The organism is Alteromonas lipotrueae (assembly GCF_019249215.1).
In the GTDB taxonomy this organism is placed as follows: Bacteria; Pseudomonadota; Gammaproteobacteria; order Enterobacterales; family Alteromonadaceae; genus Alteromonas; species Alteromonas lipotrueae.
The window spans coordinates 261,507-277,286 of the sequence record NZ_JAESDI010000008.1; the positions used below are offsets into that span (position 1 = coordinate 261,507).

Genomic DNA, 15,780 nt, shown 5'->3' on the forward strand with positions numbered 1-15,780 from the left:
CGTATGTAGTACCATCGTACTATGGGAATTTAGCGCCACTACCGCCACACTTTAGCCCTAGGACATAACTTCACCAATCAATTATTGATATAAAAAGTTATGACTAAAAGCTACATAAGCGCTATATAAACATAAACTTAACTGTTATGGAGAATCTGCGGTCACAGATTTTTAAGGAAAAATAATGATGTTAAGTATGATTGGTCTGGTAGGCGGACTAGTGCTATTAATAGTGTTAACCATTCGGGGAATGAATCTATTCATTGCAGCCCCTTTGTGTGCACTGGTGGTGGCATTAACCAACGGTATGTCTGTTTTTATTGGTGATGTAAACTTTGTAGAAACCTACATGGGTGGGTTTTCAGGCTTTATCGCCGCATGGTTTTTTATGTTTTTGCTTGGTGCTTTATTTGGCAAATTCATGGAAGACAGTGGCGCTGCCGATTCGGTCTCTCGTTGGATAATACAACGTATAGGTTACAAACAGGCCGTGTTGGCAGTGGTGCTGGCTTGCGCTATTTTAACTTACGGGGGCGTGAGCGTTTTTGTTGTCGCCTTCTCGGTGTACCCCATGGCAGTAAGCTTATTTAAAGACGCTAACTTGCCGCGCCGTTTTATTCCCGCAGCCATGGCCTTTGGTTCTGTCACTTTTACCATGACCTCTGCTGGTTCGCCAGAAATCCAAAACTGGATCCCTATTAAGTACTTGGGCACGTCGCCCTTTGCTGCATGGGAAGTAAGCTTAGTAGTTGCTATTTTCATGGCAGTGCTTGGTTACTGGTGGCTGGCGAAAATGATCCGCAAAGCGATAGCTAATGGCGAGGAGTTTGAAGCGCGTATTACCGACCCTGAAATACGCGAACGAGACTACCCTCACCCGCTCACAGGCATTATTCCATTGCTTGTGGTGCTATGTATTTCCTTCTTTTTACATGAAGCACTAGCGCAACTTGCGCTTATTGTAGCCTTAGGGGGAGGCGTACTTACTTTGCTTGTTATAAACCACGCCCACTTTCACAATTTACAAGCGGCGATAAATACCGGCACCACGGGGGCACTGGTCGCTATTGGTAATACTGCGGCAGTAGTAGGGTTTGGCTCTATAGCCAAAAACACCGAGGCATTTCAGCAAACGGTAACCCTAATGACGCAAATCCCTGGCAACGAGTTAATTGGCGCTGCAATAGCGATTAGCGTAATAGCGGGATTAACTGGCTCGGCTTCAGGAGGCCAAGCCATCGCGCTGCCGTTGCTAGCACCGCATTATCTCGACCAAGGCGTGCAGCCAGAACAATTACATCGTATTGTTTCTATCTCTTCAGGTGCGCTAGATTCACTGCCTCATAACGGGTATGTTGTCACCACAATTCGCGCCATATGCCATGAAACTCATAAGGCAGCCTACGGTGCAGTCGCAGCATTAACCGTAGTCGTACCGGTTATAGGGCTAGCCCTTGCCATAGGCCTATTTAGCGTGTTTTAGACAAGGATTTCCATGAAACTAAAAATAGCTTTTCTATATTGTACTTTGCTGGCGTTGCCGATAATTACTACAACAGCGTGTAGTGCTAATGTAGCTAATCCAGCATCAACTGAATCAGCGAAGTCTATTAACACAGTTAATGGGCCGAGTGCAGCTGATACAAGCGCTTTAGATAAAAACAATTTTGATGCAAATGGCATAGAAACTAATCAACCAACGCTGATTACGAAGAAAGAAACGTTCTCAATGGAAAGCTTCACCACATTTGGTGGCAAAACCATTAATAACGTGAAAGTGGGTTGGGAAGCCTATGGGCAATTAAATGCAGATAAAAGTAACGTTATTCTTATTACCCACCATTTTTCGGGCACATCCCATGCGGCGGGTGTATATGAAGAAAATGAGGAAAAGACAAGCCCTAACATAGGCTACTGGGATGCATTAATTGGCTCTGGCAAAGCCATCGATACCGATATCTATTACGTTATAAGTGTAGACAGTTTAGTGAATTTAAACGCCTATGATGACCACGTTATTACTACCGGCCCAGCGACTATCAACCCAGAAACCGGTGAGCCTTGGGGGCTAGAATTCCCCGTCGTGACAATCCGCGACTTCGTCAATGTGCAAAAGGCGCTACTTGAAAGCTTGGGCGTTCAGAAACTGCATGCTGTGGTTGGCCCTTCTATGGGGTCGATGCAAGCTATCGACTGGGCTAGTGCTTACCCCGACTGGGTGCCAAGAATGATATCGGTTATTGGCACGGGTGAAAGCGATGCGTGGACAACCGCCGCCCTCTCTCACTGGGCAACGCCTATTCGATTAGATACTAACTGGAAACAAGGTAGTTACGCTCGACATAACCAACCAACAGAAGGGTTAGTGGCTTCTTTGATGATGATCACCCAACATGCCTTGTACCCTACTTATTTTAATCAGCAAGGTAAAACGCTAGGCTATCAAGCGGTGGAGCAAGCGCCATTAGAGAACATTAATGCTCAGCACTCTATTGTGAAATGGTTGGAAAGCCGTGCTCGTCAGCGCGCTGATAAAATGGATGCAAATCATCTTCTTTATTTAGTTCGCGCCTGCCAATTATTTGTAGCAGGCCATGGGAATAACTTAGAAGAAGGACTTAAGCACATTCAAGCCAAAACCTTGTTCTTGCCGGCATCCACCGACTTGTTACTCATGCCTTATTTAGCAGAATCGGCAGACTATCAACTCAAGCACTTGGGAAAAAACAGCGAACTGGAAACACTGAATGGCCCCTTCGGACACCTTGAAGGCATAGTGAATGTAAAAGCCGAAGGCGAGCGGATTGCCGCGTTTCTTTCCAGCGCTTTATAAAGACTAAAAAGAACCGTTTAAATAAGTGCAATGCTTAGCGGCAAACTAAGCATTTAACTGTAGGAACCTGATATGAAAACAACTTATAAAATAATGGCCAGCTTTTGTGCGCTATACAGTGGCGTAGCGTTGTCCAACGCAGCTAGTTCAGGCAATGGACTACCACCGCTAAGTCTTGATGTAGAGCAAGTTACGGTATCTGGCCTTTCTTCTGGCGGATATATGGCGACGCAATTTCATATTGCACACAGTGATTGGGTAAAAGGCGCAGGCATCATTGCTGCGGGGCCTTATTATTGTGCGCAAAATGATATCACCACTGCATTAAACCAGTGCGTGAATAAGGTAGATACACCAATTAATCTAGATGCACTTTCAAGCGTTGCCATAGACTATACAAACGAAGGCAGCATTGCGCCTTTAACGGGCCTTAAAGATGCCAAAGTATGGTTATTTCACGGCACAAACGACGTGCGTGTAACGGCGCAAGCCAGCGATTTACTGTACCGCCAATACCAAAGTTGGACAGACACTCAAAATATTGTATACGTGAATGACCAAAGCGCAGCACACCACTTCCCTACCTTGAATGAGGGCAGTAATTGCAGCGTTTCAGAAAGCCCTTTTATTGGTAACTGTAATTACGACGCTGCGGGTAATATGTTGAACCACCTGTTGCCCAACTTAACCGCACCCGATGATTCGGTTTCAGGCAAGGTTTACACTATTTCTCAGCAAAAACTTGCGGGCAGCGATGGCGAAACCTTGGCGGAAAAAGGGTTTGTTTTTGTACCCGAAAATTGTGCAGCGGGCGATTCGTGCAGCCTACATATTAGTTTCCATGGCTGCAATCAATATGCCGAAGTGGTTGGCAATAGCTATGTAACCAAAACAGGTATCAACCGATGGGCCGATGATAACAATATCGTTGTGTTGTACCCGCAAACTAAAAAATCGTTATTTATGCCATTAAACCCCCAAGGTTGCTGGGATTGGTGGGGATACACTTCAGATCATTATGCAAATCGAAAAGGCGCGCAAATTTCTGCTGTGGCCAATATGATTAAAGGCATTAACACAGGCGCTATCAATAAACCAACGACGAATACAGGAACTGCAAATAATGACTAAACGAACTGTATTTATAACTGGTGGCGCAAGCGGTATTGGCTTTGGTATAGCACAAGCAATGTCAAAAGCGGGACATCATGTGATTATTGCCGATATTAACGAACAAGCCGCACAGCGTGCTGCGAACGATATTATACGAGAAAACGGCAGTGCCAGCGCTATTGAAGTTGATGTTTGCAATGCACAGCAAGTAGCCGCTTTACCCGACTTGCTCAAAGAGCAAAAAGTAGATGTGTTGATTAACAATGCCGGTATTCAGCATGTCTCACGCATTGAAGATTTCCCACCTGAAAAATGGCAGCAATTAATTAATATTATGCTGGTTGGCCCCGCGCTTTTAACCCAAGCGTTTTTACCTAACATGCGCGAGCAAAACTTTGGGCGAATAATCAACATTGGTTCAATTCACTCACTGGTGGCATCCCCTTATAAATCGGCTTATGTGTCAGCGAAACATGGCCTGCTGGGGTTCGCTAAAACTATCGCCCTTGAAACCGGCGACTGTGATGTTACCATCAACACCCTATGCCCTGCTTATGTAAAAACACCGTTGGTCGAAAAGCAGATTGCCTCTCAGGCCAAAGAAAACAATCTTACAGAAGAGGAAGTAATCAACAAAATAATGCTTGAGCCCATGCCTAAAAAGCAGTTTATTAGCGTAGATGAGTTGTCTGACACAGCGGCATTTTTAATGTCGGATAGTGCACGCAATATTACCGGCCAAACCATGGTACTGGATGGCGGCTGGACAGCCCGATAAACGTTACGCTAAGGCTTTCCATTCGGAAAATATCTGTGCTAATGTCCTGACACCAGTAAGGAAAACACATTAGCACCACATGCCCTATCAAACCGTTGCTTTAATTGGCAAACCTCAACACGCTGCTACGCACGACAGCTTAAATCTATTGGCCCAATACCTCACCGCAAAAGGCTGTGAATTATTGGTTGAAGAGAGCATCTCAAAAGAATTAGAAAGTGATAACCATCGAGCATGCAACTTAGTGACCATTGGTAAAGAAGCCGACCTTGCCGTAGTAGTAGGCGGTGATGGCAGTATGCTAGGTGCAGCAAGAGTATTGGCACGCTTTGATATCCATGTAGTAGGCGTAAACCGAGGCAACTTGGGTTTTTTAACCGATATTCACCCCGATGAAATCGTTCAGCAACTTGATCTCATTTTTGAAGGTGAATGCGTAGTTGAAAAACGCTTTTTATTAGATGTGGGCGTATATCGTCATGAAAAACTAAAAAGTAGCAATTCCGCTGTGAACGAAGTGGTGCTTCACCACGGAAAAGTGGCGCACATGATGGAATTTGAAATTTATATAGATGACCAATTTGTGTTCAGCCAACGCTCCGATGGGCTAATTGTTGCGACGCCTACTGGCTCTACCGCCTACTCACTGTCGGCAGGTGGACCTATCATCATGCCTAAGCTTGATGCGCTTACACTCGTGCCTATGTTTCCCCACACACTAAGCAGCAGACCGATTGTGGTAGACGCTGATAGCCAAGTGTCGATGAAAGTATCGAAGGTTAACAGCGACTCACTGCAAATAAGTTGCGACAGCCACATTGTACTTCCTGTACTTCCTGGCGATGAAATACGCATCAACAAAAGTGAAGATAAACTTTATTTAGTGCATCCAAAGGGTTACAGCTACTTCAATGTGTTACGCAAAAAGTTAGGCTGGGGTAGTAAGCTTTATTGAGTAAAGCAAAAGAAGTAAATTAATTTTACCCCGCCTCTTTACATGCGCAAAATACTGTATATATTTACATATACTGTATGAACATCGAGTATAGTTATGTTAGCGCATCTTTCTATTAGTAACTTTGCAGTGGTTAAGCAACTGTCAGTTAATCTTGAAAAAGGGCTTACTGCCATCACAGGGGAAACCGGTGCCGGTAAGTCTATTGCCATTGATGCTTTAAGCTTGTGCTTAGGCGAGCGAGCTGATGCAAACGCCGTAAGAAGCACCGCGTCTAAAGCAGAAATTATTGCTCATTTTGCATTGGCCACAAATGCGAATGCAAAGCGCTATCTCGATGAGCATGAACTCACCTCAGACGAGGATGAAAACAGCTGTTTCATCCGTAGAGTTATATCGAAAGAAGGCCGTTCCAAAGCCTTTATTAACGGTATTCCAGCGTCACTTCAGCAATTGAAAGGCTTAGGCCAACACTTGCTTGCTATACATGGTCAGAATACTCACCTTCAACTTTTGAAAGAAGATTATCAACGCCAGCTTGTTGATACTGTGGGCAACCATAAAGACAGCCTTTCAAATGTAAAACAACACTTTGCCCTATGGCGTGAAAAGCAAAAAATGCTTAGCGAGCTACAAGCACAAGCTCAGCAGCGTGAAGACAGATTGCAATTGCTTACTTATCAAGTTAGAGAGCTAGACGAATTTGCCTTAGAAGACGGTGAGTTTTCAGAGCTCGAAACTGAACATAAGCGTTTAAGCAATGGGCAAAGTTTGCTAGAGCAAGCACAAACTAGTTTTTATCACTTGTACGAAAGTGACGAAGGCAACGCACTGTCTATATTACAAAATAGCATAGACCGTTTGGGCGAACTTGAATCTCACGATGCCAGTTTAAGCCCTATTCTTGTGTTGTTAAATGAAGCGGCCATTCAGGTTGAAGAAGCGGCTGGGGAATTGCGCCACTATTGCGATGACCTAGAAATAGACCCTCTTCGTTTACAGCAGGTAGAAGCTCGGTACGCTAAAGCGATGGAATTAGCCCGTAAGCACAGCGTTATGCCTGAAGAATTGTTTGCGCACCACCAATCCCTAGCCAGCGAATTTGCGTCGTTAGGCGATCAAGAGTCTTTATTGACCACACTAGAAGATGAAGTAGATGTACTTAAAGCCCAATATCTAAGTGAAACGAAAGTATTGTCTGAATGTAGATCAAAAGCTGCAAATTATTTGGCTAGTGAAATTGAAACACAAATTCATCAAATGAACATGCCTCACGCTAAGGTAGCCATTGAAGTCAATTACGATGAGTTTAAAAAGCCATCAGCTTTAGGCCAAGACTCGGTAGAAATTAAAGTTTCTACTAACCCCGGCCAAGCAGCTGACAAACTAGATAAAGTCGTATCTGGTGGTGAACTTTCAAGAATTGGCTTAGCCATTCAAGTTATTGCCAGCGATAACCATGCGACGCCTACTATGATTTTTGATGAAGTAGATACGGGCATTAGCGGGCCTACCGCGTCGATTGTGGGTGGGTTGCTTCGCCGTTTAGGCAAACAGGTACAAGTCATGTGCGTTACCCATTTACCTCAGGTTGCTGCTCAAGCGCATAACCAACTCTTTGTAACTAAGCTTACCGACGGTGAAAGTACTGAAACACAAATGTTGGCGTTAACGAAACAAGATAGAGTGGATGAATTAGCACGCTTGTTAGCTGGCGACAAAGTAACCAAGTCGGCCCTTGCTAACGCAAAAGAGTTGTTGAAAAGCGCGCAATCGAACTAAAATGCAGTTGATTGGTCATACTTGTCGATGTAGCATGCCTTCGTGCTTACATTAACGCACCCCACCCGCTTGTATGCTGTTGGGTAACGAAGAAAAAGCAATACTGGACTGATTTACGCATGAAGTTGCAACATTTATTAATAATTTTAGGTTTAACCCTTACATCAAGCGCTTGTTCTAACTGGATTTATCGTATTGATGTGCCTCAAGGTAACTTTCTCGATCAACGAGATGTTTCTAAACTACGCATCGGCATGACTAAAGAACAGGTTATCTACGTACTTGGTAACCCAGTAGTACAAGATTCTTTCGATGATGATACCTGGTACTACGTTTACGATATGAAACGCGGCATGAAAAAACGCGGTGAAGATTTCCAAAAGCAAATGGTTATTACATTTGAAGACGGCAAAGTAACGTCTGTAGAAGGTGACTTTGAACTGTCTGAAGATTTTAATACGCCGCTAGACAGTTAAATAGCAACAGTAAGTACCAACAGATATATAGCGAAGGAGCGTTTGTTTATTAACAGATTGCTCCTAGCTAGTTAGAGGTTTACACAAGTTGCTTTAAACAAGTTTATCCCCTCGATTTGTCTGTAGCCCTCACACGTTAAGGAATATATTGATGGAACATGATTTTTGGCACAGTAAGTGGCATAAAAATGAAATTGGTTTCCATGAACCTGAGGGCAATGCGCTTTTAGTTAAATATGCTGATACCTTATTATCTCCTACCACACCGCGAGTATTCGTCCCCTTGTGCGGTAAAACTAAGGATATTCATTGGTTGCTTGCTAATGGCTGCGAAGTGGTAGGTGCTGAATTAAGTGAAATTGCAATTACGCAGCTATTCACCGAACTGAATATTGAGCCAGAGATCACAACCGTAGGTAGCCTTAAGCTTTTTAAAAATGGACCACTAAGTATTTTTGTTGGTGATATTTTTGAGCTAACCAACAAAACACTGGGTGGCGTAACCGGTATTTATGACAGGGCTGCATTGGTTGCTTTGCCTACCGAGCTTCGCGAGAAATATGCAGCGCATATTTGTGATATCACCGAATGCGCCCCCATCCTTTTGATAAGCTTCGATTATGACCAAAGCGTCATTCCTGGCCCTCCATTTTGCGTTGACGAAACAGAAGTAGCTCGGCTATACAACGCTAGTTATTCTATTACTCTGCTTGAACGTGAACCGCTGGAAGGTGGCCTTAAGGGTAAAGTAGCGGCAGACTCACTAGTCTTCAATCTAAAGCCTGAAGCATAAATAGTAAGTTTAAAGCGCAGTAGCACAGGCTTTAGAACGTGCTCCCTCTTCAATTATTGTCTAAAACATCGCATAACCCAACATTCTCTATTGCGACGTAAGTGCGATAACTTGCTCTAGACCAAATAACAATGCGCCAATTAAGCCTCCCACCAAGGTGCCGTTAATTCGTACCTTTTGAAGATCGCGCCCAATATTTAGCTCAATTTGCTCAGCCATCTCATTTTCATCCCAACTATTTATGGTGTCTTCAATATGCTTGGTTAAAAAGTCTGCCAACTCTGGTGCCATGTACTTTCCAGCTTCACCAATATGCCGGTCGAATGCGCTCGATAAGCGCTCATCGGTGGTTAAAGAACGGCCTAATTCATTTAACCAATGCATCACTTTAGTTTCTGCTTTACCATTTTCAGCCGTTAACGATTCAAGCATTCGGCTATGTAACGCTACCCAGCTTTTATTTAAAAACGCTTTAAGGGCGGGATCATGAACCAGTTGCGCTTTATAATTGTTGATACGTTGAGCCATCGAGTCACTGGTTTGCACTTCGTGTAAAAAGTCATTTACCTGCTCGTCAAACGCATGTCTCAAAGGGTGATTATCATCGGCGTACACGTCATCAAGTACGCGAGAAACCGCTTTTACCGCAATAAGTGCTCCCCGCTCACTCAACCAGGTTGAAGGAAGTAGTTTTTCTAAACGGTTATGCTCTGTTTTAAGCCAATCTATGAGTGTGGCAGCAATATATTCTTGCGTTTCAGGCTCACCCATCAATTTAGCAACATTCCCTAGCAGCTTATCTAATACAAGCTGATGATGCCGCTCTCGGGTAATACTGCTCAACACAGTGGCTATAAGCTGTTGTAAGTCGAGTTGATTAATTCCTTTTTCAGCTGTTTTGCCGATAAAGGCTTTAACTGGTTTGTCATCCACTAGGCGAAGAATGCCGGCAAGTGCATCACATAAAAATCGGCTTAATTTTTTCGCATGTTGAGGGTCTTCCAACCATCGCCCTGCCCCTTTGGCAGGTTGACTAGATGCAATTAAGCTTTCAATGGCACTAGCATGAAAGAATTTTTCTTTAACAAATAGTGATAAGTTTTGCGCTATCACTCTTTTATTGCTCGCGACAATATTGGTATGAGGAATGGGATACCCAGCAGGTATCGGTTTAAAAAGCGCTGTTACCGCAAACCAGTCGGCGAGCCCACCGACTAATGCAGCTTCACTAGCCATTTTTATCAGCCCCAACCATTTAGCACTAGCCAAGCTGGGAACATACACTTGTGTGACAATGGCTATCACGAAAACACCCGCGGCTATCAATAAGCAAATTAATGCATTTTGCTTCGCTCGCTTTAACTGCGAATGTTTGTCGTGCATAAATTACATCCTTTTACCAAGTTCATTTAATATTTGCTCACCATCTTCTTTAAAATAAGGGCCTGATGGCCATGAAGGTAGCAAGTCGAGTACTTTTTCACTAGGCCGACAAAGCCCTACGCCTTTTTCTGTGCAAACTATAGGCCTATTTACCAAAACTGGGTGTACCAACATAGCATCAAGCAAAGCATCGTCTGATACAGACTCATCCAGTAACCCTAACTCTTCTGCCGGTGACTTTGTTGTCCTGAGTGCTTGCCTAGGGGTTAAGTTCGCAGCTGCAAATAAACCAAGTAACTGAGAACGGGTCCAACCTTCGTTCAGATAATCTACAACAATTGGCGAGTACCCAGCATCTTCAATAATTTTAAGCACGTTACGAGATGTGCCGCAGGCGGGGTTGTGGTGAATAACAATCATAATTTAGACCTTGTAGGAAAAGTGACTTACTGAATTAAGATAGTAACAGCTTAACACATATGATATTTCATATTTGTTATCATTTGAGTGTGTGTCCAACTCAATTGCTGCTCATTTAAGTGTGTGTCCTACATATTCGAGTGTGTGTCCAATTCTCATAGTTTTTGATTAGTTATCAAAGCTGCTTTTACTAACAGCCTTTCACAACGCTCAGCTGTTCAAATAGAAATAACTTGAATGCCGAACAATTGGTGTATTTCGCTATTATCTAGTGAAGTCATAAAAAACTATGATTGAGAGTTGACTCAGAAACTATTAAAACATTGATAATTATATTATTTTTATCTTGGCATGCTCTGTGATAGATAAGCATACATTAATGAGTAATTTAGAACGTTAAACAACACTGAAAAGGCTTCACGATGAAAAAAACACTTATTGCCAGCACTTTATGCTTTGCAGCGACAACATTGCTTTCTGGCTGCGTAATTCACATTGGCAATGCCAATGCCCAAGAGGGAGAGGATATAAGTAGCGTGTTTGGTAGTGTAGATGTAGCAGAACATCGCTCGGTAGGCGATCTATCTTCGGTCAATGGCAATGTGTCGCTTGAAGATCATGCACAAGCGGAAGATATTAGCGTTGTGAACGGCGGTGTAGAGATAGGTTCTCATGTACGCATTGACGACATCAACATCGTGAATGGCGACCTTGATGCGGGATCGAATCTGCATGTAACTAACAGTATTGAAACCGTTAACGGCGATATAAATATTGAGAAGCAAAGTACCATTCAAGGCAGCGTAGAAACGGTTAATGGTGATATTGAAATTGTAGACAGCGTAGTTGAGAACAATATTGAAAGTATGAATGGAGACATCACCCTTAAAGGCGATACCTTAGTTAAGGGCGACATTATATATAAGATGCGTGATGAAGGCTGGCTGGAAAGAAATAGCACAAAACCTAAGCTCACCATCGACGATGATGTTTCTATCGGCGGCTCAATAATTCTTGAACGCCCTGTAAATATGGATATTGCTAACGCCGCTCTACAAGAAAAAGTGATTGTCAGTTATTCATCTAGCAAGTAAGGTCTTGGTATTATTCCAAATGTAGATTGGCATGAACGAAAAACAGAAAATGTTATCCGGTGAACTCTACTACCCTAGCGATCGTGAGTTAACCGGATTACGCAAGGCCTGCAGGATAAAATTGGACGAGCTTAATGCTACCTGTCAAACAGAACACAAAGCCCGCACTCGTCAATTAAAGGCGCTTTTTGGCACTACGGGCAAACGCCTATACATAGAGTCGTCTTTCAAGTGTGACTATGGCGAAAACATCCATGTGGGTGAAAACTTTTACGCTAATTTTAATTGCGTCATATTGGATGCCGCTAAAGTCACTATTGGTGACAATTGTATGATTGCACCGCAAGTAGGTATTTACACTGCCACACACCCTATCGATCCAACATCTAGACAAACCGGTATCGAGTTCGCAAAGCCAATTACTCTCGGTCACAATTGTTGGATTGGCGGTATGGCGGTAATAAATCCAGGTGTTACCTTAGGCAATAATGTGGTGGTAGCTTCAGGGGCCGTTGTCACCAAAAGCTTTGGTGACAACGTTGTTATTGGCGGTAATCCAGCCAAAATTATCAAGCATCTTGACGCTAAAAATTAACAATACCTATTTAACCTAGATACCGATTAATCCAGCTTAGCGTCAACCTCTCTAACGTTTAATTCCTCTAACGTTTAATTCCTCTAACGTTTAATCCCAGTTAGGCGCAAAGTCTGGATTAACGATGCGCTCACCGTTATCTAGCTCATCGATGCGGGTAATATCATCATCTGTGAGTGAGATATCAGTGTAAGAGAAGTTTTGCGCCAAGTGCTCTTTGCTGGTTGAAGAAGGAATGGTGTTAATCCCTTTTTTATCTAACCATGCCAATACCACCTGAGCAGGACTGGAGTCATGCGCATCGGCTATAGCGTTTAATGTGTCATCCTTCATTACATCACCGACGGCAAATGGCATATAAGCCGTTACGCCGATACCGCGCTCTTCACAGGCTTGTACAACTTGACGGTTCTGCATAAACGGGTGCAGCTCTATTTGGTTGGTGTAAATCTCTCCCTTACCTAGGATTTTCTCAGCCTGTTTAATCTGATCTATTGTGAAGTTAGACACCCCTATATGGCGCGTAAGACCAAGCTCTTTAGCTTGTTTCAAGCGCATCAAGTAATCTTCTAAAGAAATGTCATTACCTGGGTAAGGCCAGTGAATAAGCAGTAAATCAACATACTCAACTTTTAGCTTCGACAAGCTCTCGTGAACACTAGGAATAAACTTATCTTCACTTAAAGACTCGTACCACACCTTGGTGGTAATGAATAAATCGGAGCGTGTAATGCCGCTGGTTTTAATCGCATCGCCAACGAGCTCCTCATTTTTGTATATTTGTGCGGTATCTACATGCCTGAAACCTACATCAAGCGCATCAGTTACAGCATTGAGTGCAGTATCACCTTCCAAACGGAATGTTCCCATTCCTAACTGAGGCATATCTTTCATATCAGTCTCCTTTTTTGTGCACGTTTATCAAATCATTGATGTGTTGTTCCTACGCACTCAAACCTCGGGGAGATCGAATTCATTGAAAAAATTAATCTACATTTCAAGGCCGTCGGCATTGACACAACAATTCGCCCATCTGCATCGAAAAGGATATAAAAGTGGAAAATGGATCTGTAAAAAAGTATCCTGCCCGCCATGAAACACATGCCGTGAAGCCCTAATGTTTAACCGTTTTTTCCTGCTGATAATTTTCTGCATCCCTGTCAGTAACTTAGCTACAGCCTCTAATGTTAAGCACCTACGAGTCGGTGTTGAAGCCATGAATTACTTCCCTGTGATGGACTTTACCACTACGCCACATCGCGGGTTATTAAGCGACATCATGGCGGATTTTGGTGATGTACATCATATTTCTTTTGAGTTCATCCCCCTTCCCTTACAACGCTTCAATCACTGGTTCGAAGACAATGCCATTGATTTTCGCTTACCTGATAACCCTAGGTGGACCCAAAGTGGTACCCCAGGCCTGATTTACGGTGAAGCGCTAATTACCGTATGCGATACCTCGGTTGTGCTCGCCGAAAACAGTGACATGCCAATGGATGAAGTTACTCGGCTCGGTTTATTAAACGGCTTTACCCCTGCCGAAAAATGGCAAGAAAAGCGTTCAGACGGCACGCTGACTATCGCCAATGAGCGTTCGGTTCGTATTCTTACTCGCATGCTTTTGAAAGGGTTAGTGGATGCTATTGATTTAAATATTGCGACGATTAAAAGTGAATTGGTATCGCAGGGCTTGCCTGAAGATTTAGTGGCGATCGCAAAAAATGTTCCTGCTAATGGGGTAAAGTATCGTATCTCTACTCAGTCTCAACCAGAAGTGCTCACTAAACTTAATCGCTATGTTGTTGAAAACCGCGAATCAATAAATGCTAAAGCGCGTGAATATGGTATTGCTGCTGGGACTAATTGCGACTAATTATTTTAGGTGTAGGCTTTAGAAGCGCATACATGCTCAACATCGCACAGCCCCCATATTTGCATGGCATAGCTGTGCACGAAAGATAATTCTGCAAAAAAAAACGGGCAATGCCCGCTTTTTCTAATCTACTATTTCACACTGTTATTAACGCTTAGGCGTTCTCGCTACCCGCTTTTTAACACCGCCATTCTCTTTACGTACCTTGTGTTTTTTCACAGAGCGACGCATACGGCTTAAACGTGCATGATCTAATTTGCCTTGGCGTACATCCACCATAGTTTGCGTTTCTTCAGGTAATTGCACAATGTCCCGTAGTGAGTTTACGTCTTCTAAACCCAGCTCTACCCAAGCTCCCTGAGGTAAACGCTTTTGTAAGTCCATTGGACCGTATTTAACACGGATTAATCGGCTTACCTGTACACCCTGTGATTCCCACAAACGACGTACTTCTCGGTTACGTCCTTCTTTAAGCGTAACGTTGAACCAACGGTTCATGCTTTCTTCTTCTGAGCCTGGAGGAGCGACTTTACCCGAGATACTTAAAAACTTAGCTTCGCCATCTTCAAGTTGAACACCTTTTTTCAAGGTATTTAACGTTTGATGTGTTACATCACCAAATACACGAACAGCATATTCCCGCTCTACTTCACACTTAGGGTGCATCAACCGGTTTGCAAGCTCACCATCGTTGGTAAACAACAATAGGCCGCTCGTGTTCATATCTAAACGCCCTACCGCAATCCAGCGGCCCATACGAATAGCAGGTAAACGGTCAAACACCGTATCACGCCCTTCAGGATCGTGGCGGCTACATAACTCGCCCTCGGGCTTGTTATACATTAAAACCCGGCATACAGGCTGTTCAGTTTGACGAGACAACAAATGCCCATCAACACGAATCTGCCCTGTTTCGTCAACACGGTCGCCCAATGTTGCCAATGTACCATTCACAGAAACGCGGCCTTGCTCTATCCAACGTTCCATTTCTCGTCGCGAGCCTAGCCCTTGGTTAGCTAGTACTTTTTGCAACTTTTCAGTCATTTGTATCACTCTTTATTTGCTTGTTTTCGGTCGCACGGTCTGTTACCTCAGACGGTGCCTCATTTAACACCTTAAGCGACGAGGTGGAATCAATACTCTTTGCCATTTCATCAAAGGCATCGGAATTTGGAAGCTCCGATAATGATGAAAGCGAAAAGTAATCTAAAAAAGTATGGGTGGTGGCATACAATGCTGGCCTACCTGGCACTTCTTTATGCCCCACAACTTTTACCCATTCTCGTTCTGTGAGTGTCTTCATTATACTACTGCTTACCGCTACGCCTCTTACTTGCTCAATTTCTCCGCGAGTAATAGGTTGACGATAGGCAATAAGTGCCAAAGTTTCCAACATAGCACGGGAATACTTTGGGGCAGTTTCCTGCCATAGTTTGCTCAACCATGGACTTAACGCATCCACAGATTGAAATCGGTAGCCACTGGCTACTTTAACTAATTGTATACCCCTAGGTTGATAATCTAGGGTTAGCTCATTAATAACTGCTTTTAAGGTTCTCTCTGCTACCGCGAAGTCACTTAGCACCGTGTCTCTTAATTGCTGAATAGACACAGGGGCATCGGCGACGAATATGGCGGCTTCAACCAGTTGTTTTAATTGAGCTGTTTTAATTTTTTTCATT

At 43.5% G+C, this 15,780-nt stretch carries 16 protein-coding genes; 11 read left to right on the plus strand and 5 right to left on the minus strand.

Features of this window, described 5'->3' with window-relative positions; all coding sequences use genetic code 11:
- Positions 1 to 187 precede the first annotated feature (187 nt).
- The 8 genes from JKP82_RS11640 (at position 188) to tmpT (ending at position 8,730) form a co-directional block, all read left to right on the plus strand.
- Positions 188 to 1,483 carry a GntP family permease gene (locus tag JKP82_RS11640; protein ID WP_218397144.1) on the plus strand — a complete coding sequence of 432 codons (1,296 nt, stop codon included), beginning with the start codon at positions 188 to 190 and terminating at the stop codon, positions 1,481 to 1,483.
- A 12-nt stretch (positions 1,484 to 1,495) separates the two neighbouring features.
- A complete protein-coding gene (locus JKP82_RS11645; protein ID WP_218397120.1) occupies positions 1,496 to 2,833 on the plus strand; it encodes an E22 family MetX-like putative esterase in 1,338 nt (445 codons plus the stop codon).
- Between the two features lie 72 nt (positions 2,834 to 2,905).
- A complete protein-coding gene (locus JKP82_RS11650; protein WP_218397121.1) occupies positions 2,906 to 3,964 on the plus strand; it encodes an extracellular catalytic domain type 2 short-chain-length polyhydroxyalkanoate depolymerase in 1,059 nt (352 codons plus the stop codon).
- Positions 3,957 to 4,724 carry a 3-hydroxybutyrate dehydrogenase gene (locus JKP82_RS11655; RefSeq protein ID WP_159531257.1) on the plus strand — a complete coding sequence of 256 codons (768 nt, stop codon included), beginning with the start codon at positions 3,957 to 3,959 and terminating at the stop codon, positions 4,722 to 4,724. The genes JKP82_RS11650 and JKP82_RS11655 overlap by 8 nt, the downstream gene beginning before the upstream one ends.
- Positions 4,725 to 4,803: 79 nt before the next feature.
- Positions 4,804 to 5,679: an NAD(+) kinase gene (gene nadK, locus JKP82_RS11660; protein WP_013784764.1), complete on the plus strand. Its 876-nt coding sequence runs from the start codon at positions 4,804 to 4,806 to the stop codon at positions 5,677 to 5,679.
- Between the two features lie 96 nt (positions 5,680 to 5,775).
- Positions 5,776 to 7,461: a DNA repair protein RecN gene (recN, locus tag JKP82_RS11665; protein ID WP_159531259.1), complete on the plus strand. Its 1,686-nt coding sequence runs from the start codon at positions 5,776 to 5,778 to the stop codon at positions 7,459 to 7,461.
- A 119-nt stretch (positions 7,462 to 7,580) separates the two neighbouring features.
- Entirely contained in the window at positions 7,581 to 7,937 is a 357-nt protein-coding gene (locus tag JKP82_RS11670) for an outer membrane protein assembly factor BamE (protein WP_057792766.1), read from the plus strand.
- A 151-nt stretch (positions 7,938 to 8,088) separates the two neighbouring features.
- Positions 8,089 to 8,730 carry a thiopurine S-methyltransferase gene (gene tmpT, locus JKP82_RS11675; protein WP_159531261.1) on the plus strand — a complete coding sequence of 214 codons (642 nt, stop codon included), beginning with the start codon at positions 8,089 to 8,091 and terminating at the stop codon, positions 8,728 to 8,730.
- An 87-nt stretch (positions 8,731 to 8,817) separates the two neighbouring features.
- Here tmpT and JKP82_RS11680 read toward each other — a convergent pair whose 3' ends face one another.
- Together JKP82_RS11680 and arsC are read right to left on the minus strand one after the other, a co-directional pair.
- Positions 8,818 to 10,113 (minus strand): DUF445 domain-containing protein, encoded by a 1,296-nt coding sequence (locus JKP82_RS11680; RefSeq protein WP_218397122.1) that lies wholly within the window; start codon positions 10,111 to 10,113, stop codon positions 8,818 to 8,820.
- 3 nt (positions 10,114 to 10,116) lie between these two features.
- The gene (gene arsC, locus JKP82_RS11685; protein WP_159531265.1) at positions 10,117 to 10,533 is read right to left on the minus strand and encodes an arsenate reductase (glutaredoxin); all 417 of its coding nucleotides are present in this window, start codon (positions 10,531 to 10,533) and stop codon (positions 10,117 to 10,119) included.
- 422 nt (positions 10,534 to 10,955) lie between these two features.
- On the opposite strand from arsC, the gene JKP82_RS11690 reads away from it, so the two are divergent.
- Together JKP82_RS11690 and JKP82_RS11695 are read left to right on the plus strand one after the other, a co-directional pair.
- The gene (locus tag JKP82_RS11690) at positions 10,956 to 11,627 is read left to right on the plus strand and encodes a DUF4097 family beta strand repeat-containing protein (RefSeq protein ID WP_218397124.1); all 672 of its coding nucleotides are present in this window, start codon (positions 10,956 to 10,958) and stop codon (positions 11,625 to 11,627) included.
- Positions 11,628 to 11,658: 31 nt separating this feature from the next.
- Complete coding sequence (locus JKP82_RS11695) at positions 11,659 to 12,222, plus strand: sugar O-acetyltransferase (RefSeq protein ID WP_159531269.1); 564 nt, start codon at positions 11,659 to 11,661, stop codon at positions 12,220 to 12,222.
- 90 nt (positions 12,223 to 12,312) lie between these two features.
- On the opposite strand, the gene dkgB is transcribed toward JKP82_RS11695, so the two are convergent.
- Positions 12,313 to 13,116 (minus strand): 2,5-didehydrogluconate reductase DkgB, encoded by an 804-nt coding sequence (gene dkgB, locus JKP82_RS11700; protein ID WP_159531271.1) that lies wholly within the window; start codon positions 13,114 to 13,116, stop codon positions 12,313 to 12,315.
- 223 nt (positions 13,117 to 13,339) lie between these two features.
- On the opposite strand from dkgB, the gene JKP82_RS11705 reads away from it, so the two are divergent.
- Positions 13,340 to 14,098: a hypothetical protein gene (locus JKP82_RS11705; protein ID WP_218397125.1), complete on the plus strand. Its 759-nt coding sequence runs from the start codon at positions 13,340 to 13,342 to the stop codon at positions 14,096 to 14,098.
- A 147-nt stretch (positions 14,099 to 14,245) separates the two neighbouring features.
- On the opposite strand, the gene rluB is transcribed toward JKP82_RS11705, so the two are convergent.
- Positions 14,246 to 15,142, minus strand: a complete 897-nt coding sequence (gene rluB / locus JKP82_RS11710) for a 23S rRNA pseudouridine(2605) synthase RluB (protein ID WP_013784776.1) — start codon at positions 15,140 to 15,142, stop codon at positions 14,246 to 14,248.
- On the minus strand, positions 15,135 to 15,779 hold the full coding sequence (gene scpB / locus JKP82_RS11715) for an SMC-Scp complex subunit ScpB (RefSeq protein ID WP_159531275.1): 645 nt from the start codon (positions 15,777 to 15,779) through the stop codon (positions 15,135 to 15,137). The genes rluB and scpB overlap by 8 nt, the downstream gene beginning before the upstream one ends.
- Between the last annotated feature and the right edge of the window lies 1 nt (position 15,780).

Coding starts and splice junctions, on each gene's coding strand:
- recN (WP_159531259.1), top strand. CDS start 5,776: ATGTTAGCGCATCTTTCTATTAGTAACTTTGCAGTGGTTAAGCAACTG.
- JKP82_RS11680 (WP_218397122.1), bottom strand. CDS start 10,113: ATGCACGACAAACATTCGCAGTTAAAGCGAGCGAAGCAAAATGCATTA.
- JKP82_RS11650 (WP_218397121.1), top strand. CDS start 2,906: ATGAAAACAACTTATAAAATAATGGCCAGCTTTTGTGCGCTATACAGT.
- JKP82_RS11690 (WP_218397124.1), top strand. CDS start 10,956: ATGAAAAAAACACTTATTGCCAGCACTTTATGCTTTGCAGCGACAACA.
- JKP82_RS11705 (WP_218397125.1), top strand. CDS start 13,340: ATGTTTAACCGTTTTTTCCTGCTGATAATTTTCTGCATCCCTGTCAGT.
- nadK (WP_013784764.1), top strand. CDS start 4,804: ATGCCCTATCAAACCGTTGCTTTAATTGGCAAACCTCAACACGCTGCT.
- JKP82_RS11695 (WP_159531269.1), top strand. CDS start 11,659: ATGAACGAAAAACAGAAAATGTTATCCGGTGAACTCTACTACCCTAGC.
- arsC (WP_159531265.1), bottom strand. CDS start 10,533: ATGATTGTTATTCACCACAACCCCGCCTGCGGCACATCTCGTAACGTG.
- scpB (WP_159531275.1), bottom strand. CDS start 15,779: ATGAAAAAAATTAAAACAGCTCAATTAAAACAACTGGTTGAAGCCGCC.
- JKP82_RS11655 (WP_159531257.1), top strand. CDS start 3,957: ATGACTAAACGAACTGTATTTATAACTGGTGGCGCAAGCGGTATTGGC.
- JKP82_RS11640 (WP_218397144.1), top strand. CDS start 188: ATGTTAAGTATGATTGGTCTGGTAGGCGGACTAGTGCTATTAATAGTG.
- rluB (WP_013784776.1), bottom strand. CDS start 15,142: ATGACTGAAAAGTTGCAAAAAGTACTAGCTAACCAAGGGCTAGGCTCG.
- tmpT (WP_159531261.1), top strand. CDS start 8,089: ATGGAACATGATTTTTGGCACAGTAAGTGGCATAAAAATGAAATTGGT.
- dkgB (WP_159531271.1), bottom strand. CDS start 13,116: ATGAAAGATATGCCTCAGTTAGGAATGGGAACATTCCGTTTGGAAGGT.
- JKP82_RS11645 (WP_218397120.1), top strand. CDS start 1,496: ATGAAACTAAAAATAGCTTTTCTATATTGTACTTTGCTGGCGTTGCCG.
- JKP82_RS11670 (WP_057792766.1), top strand. CDS start 7,581: ATGAAGTTGCAACATTTATTAATAATTTTAGGTTTAACCCTTACATCA.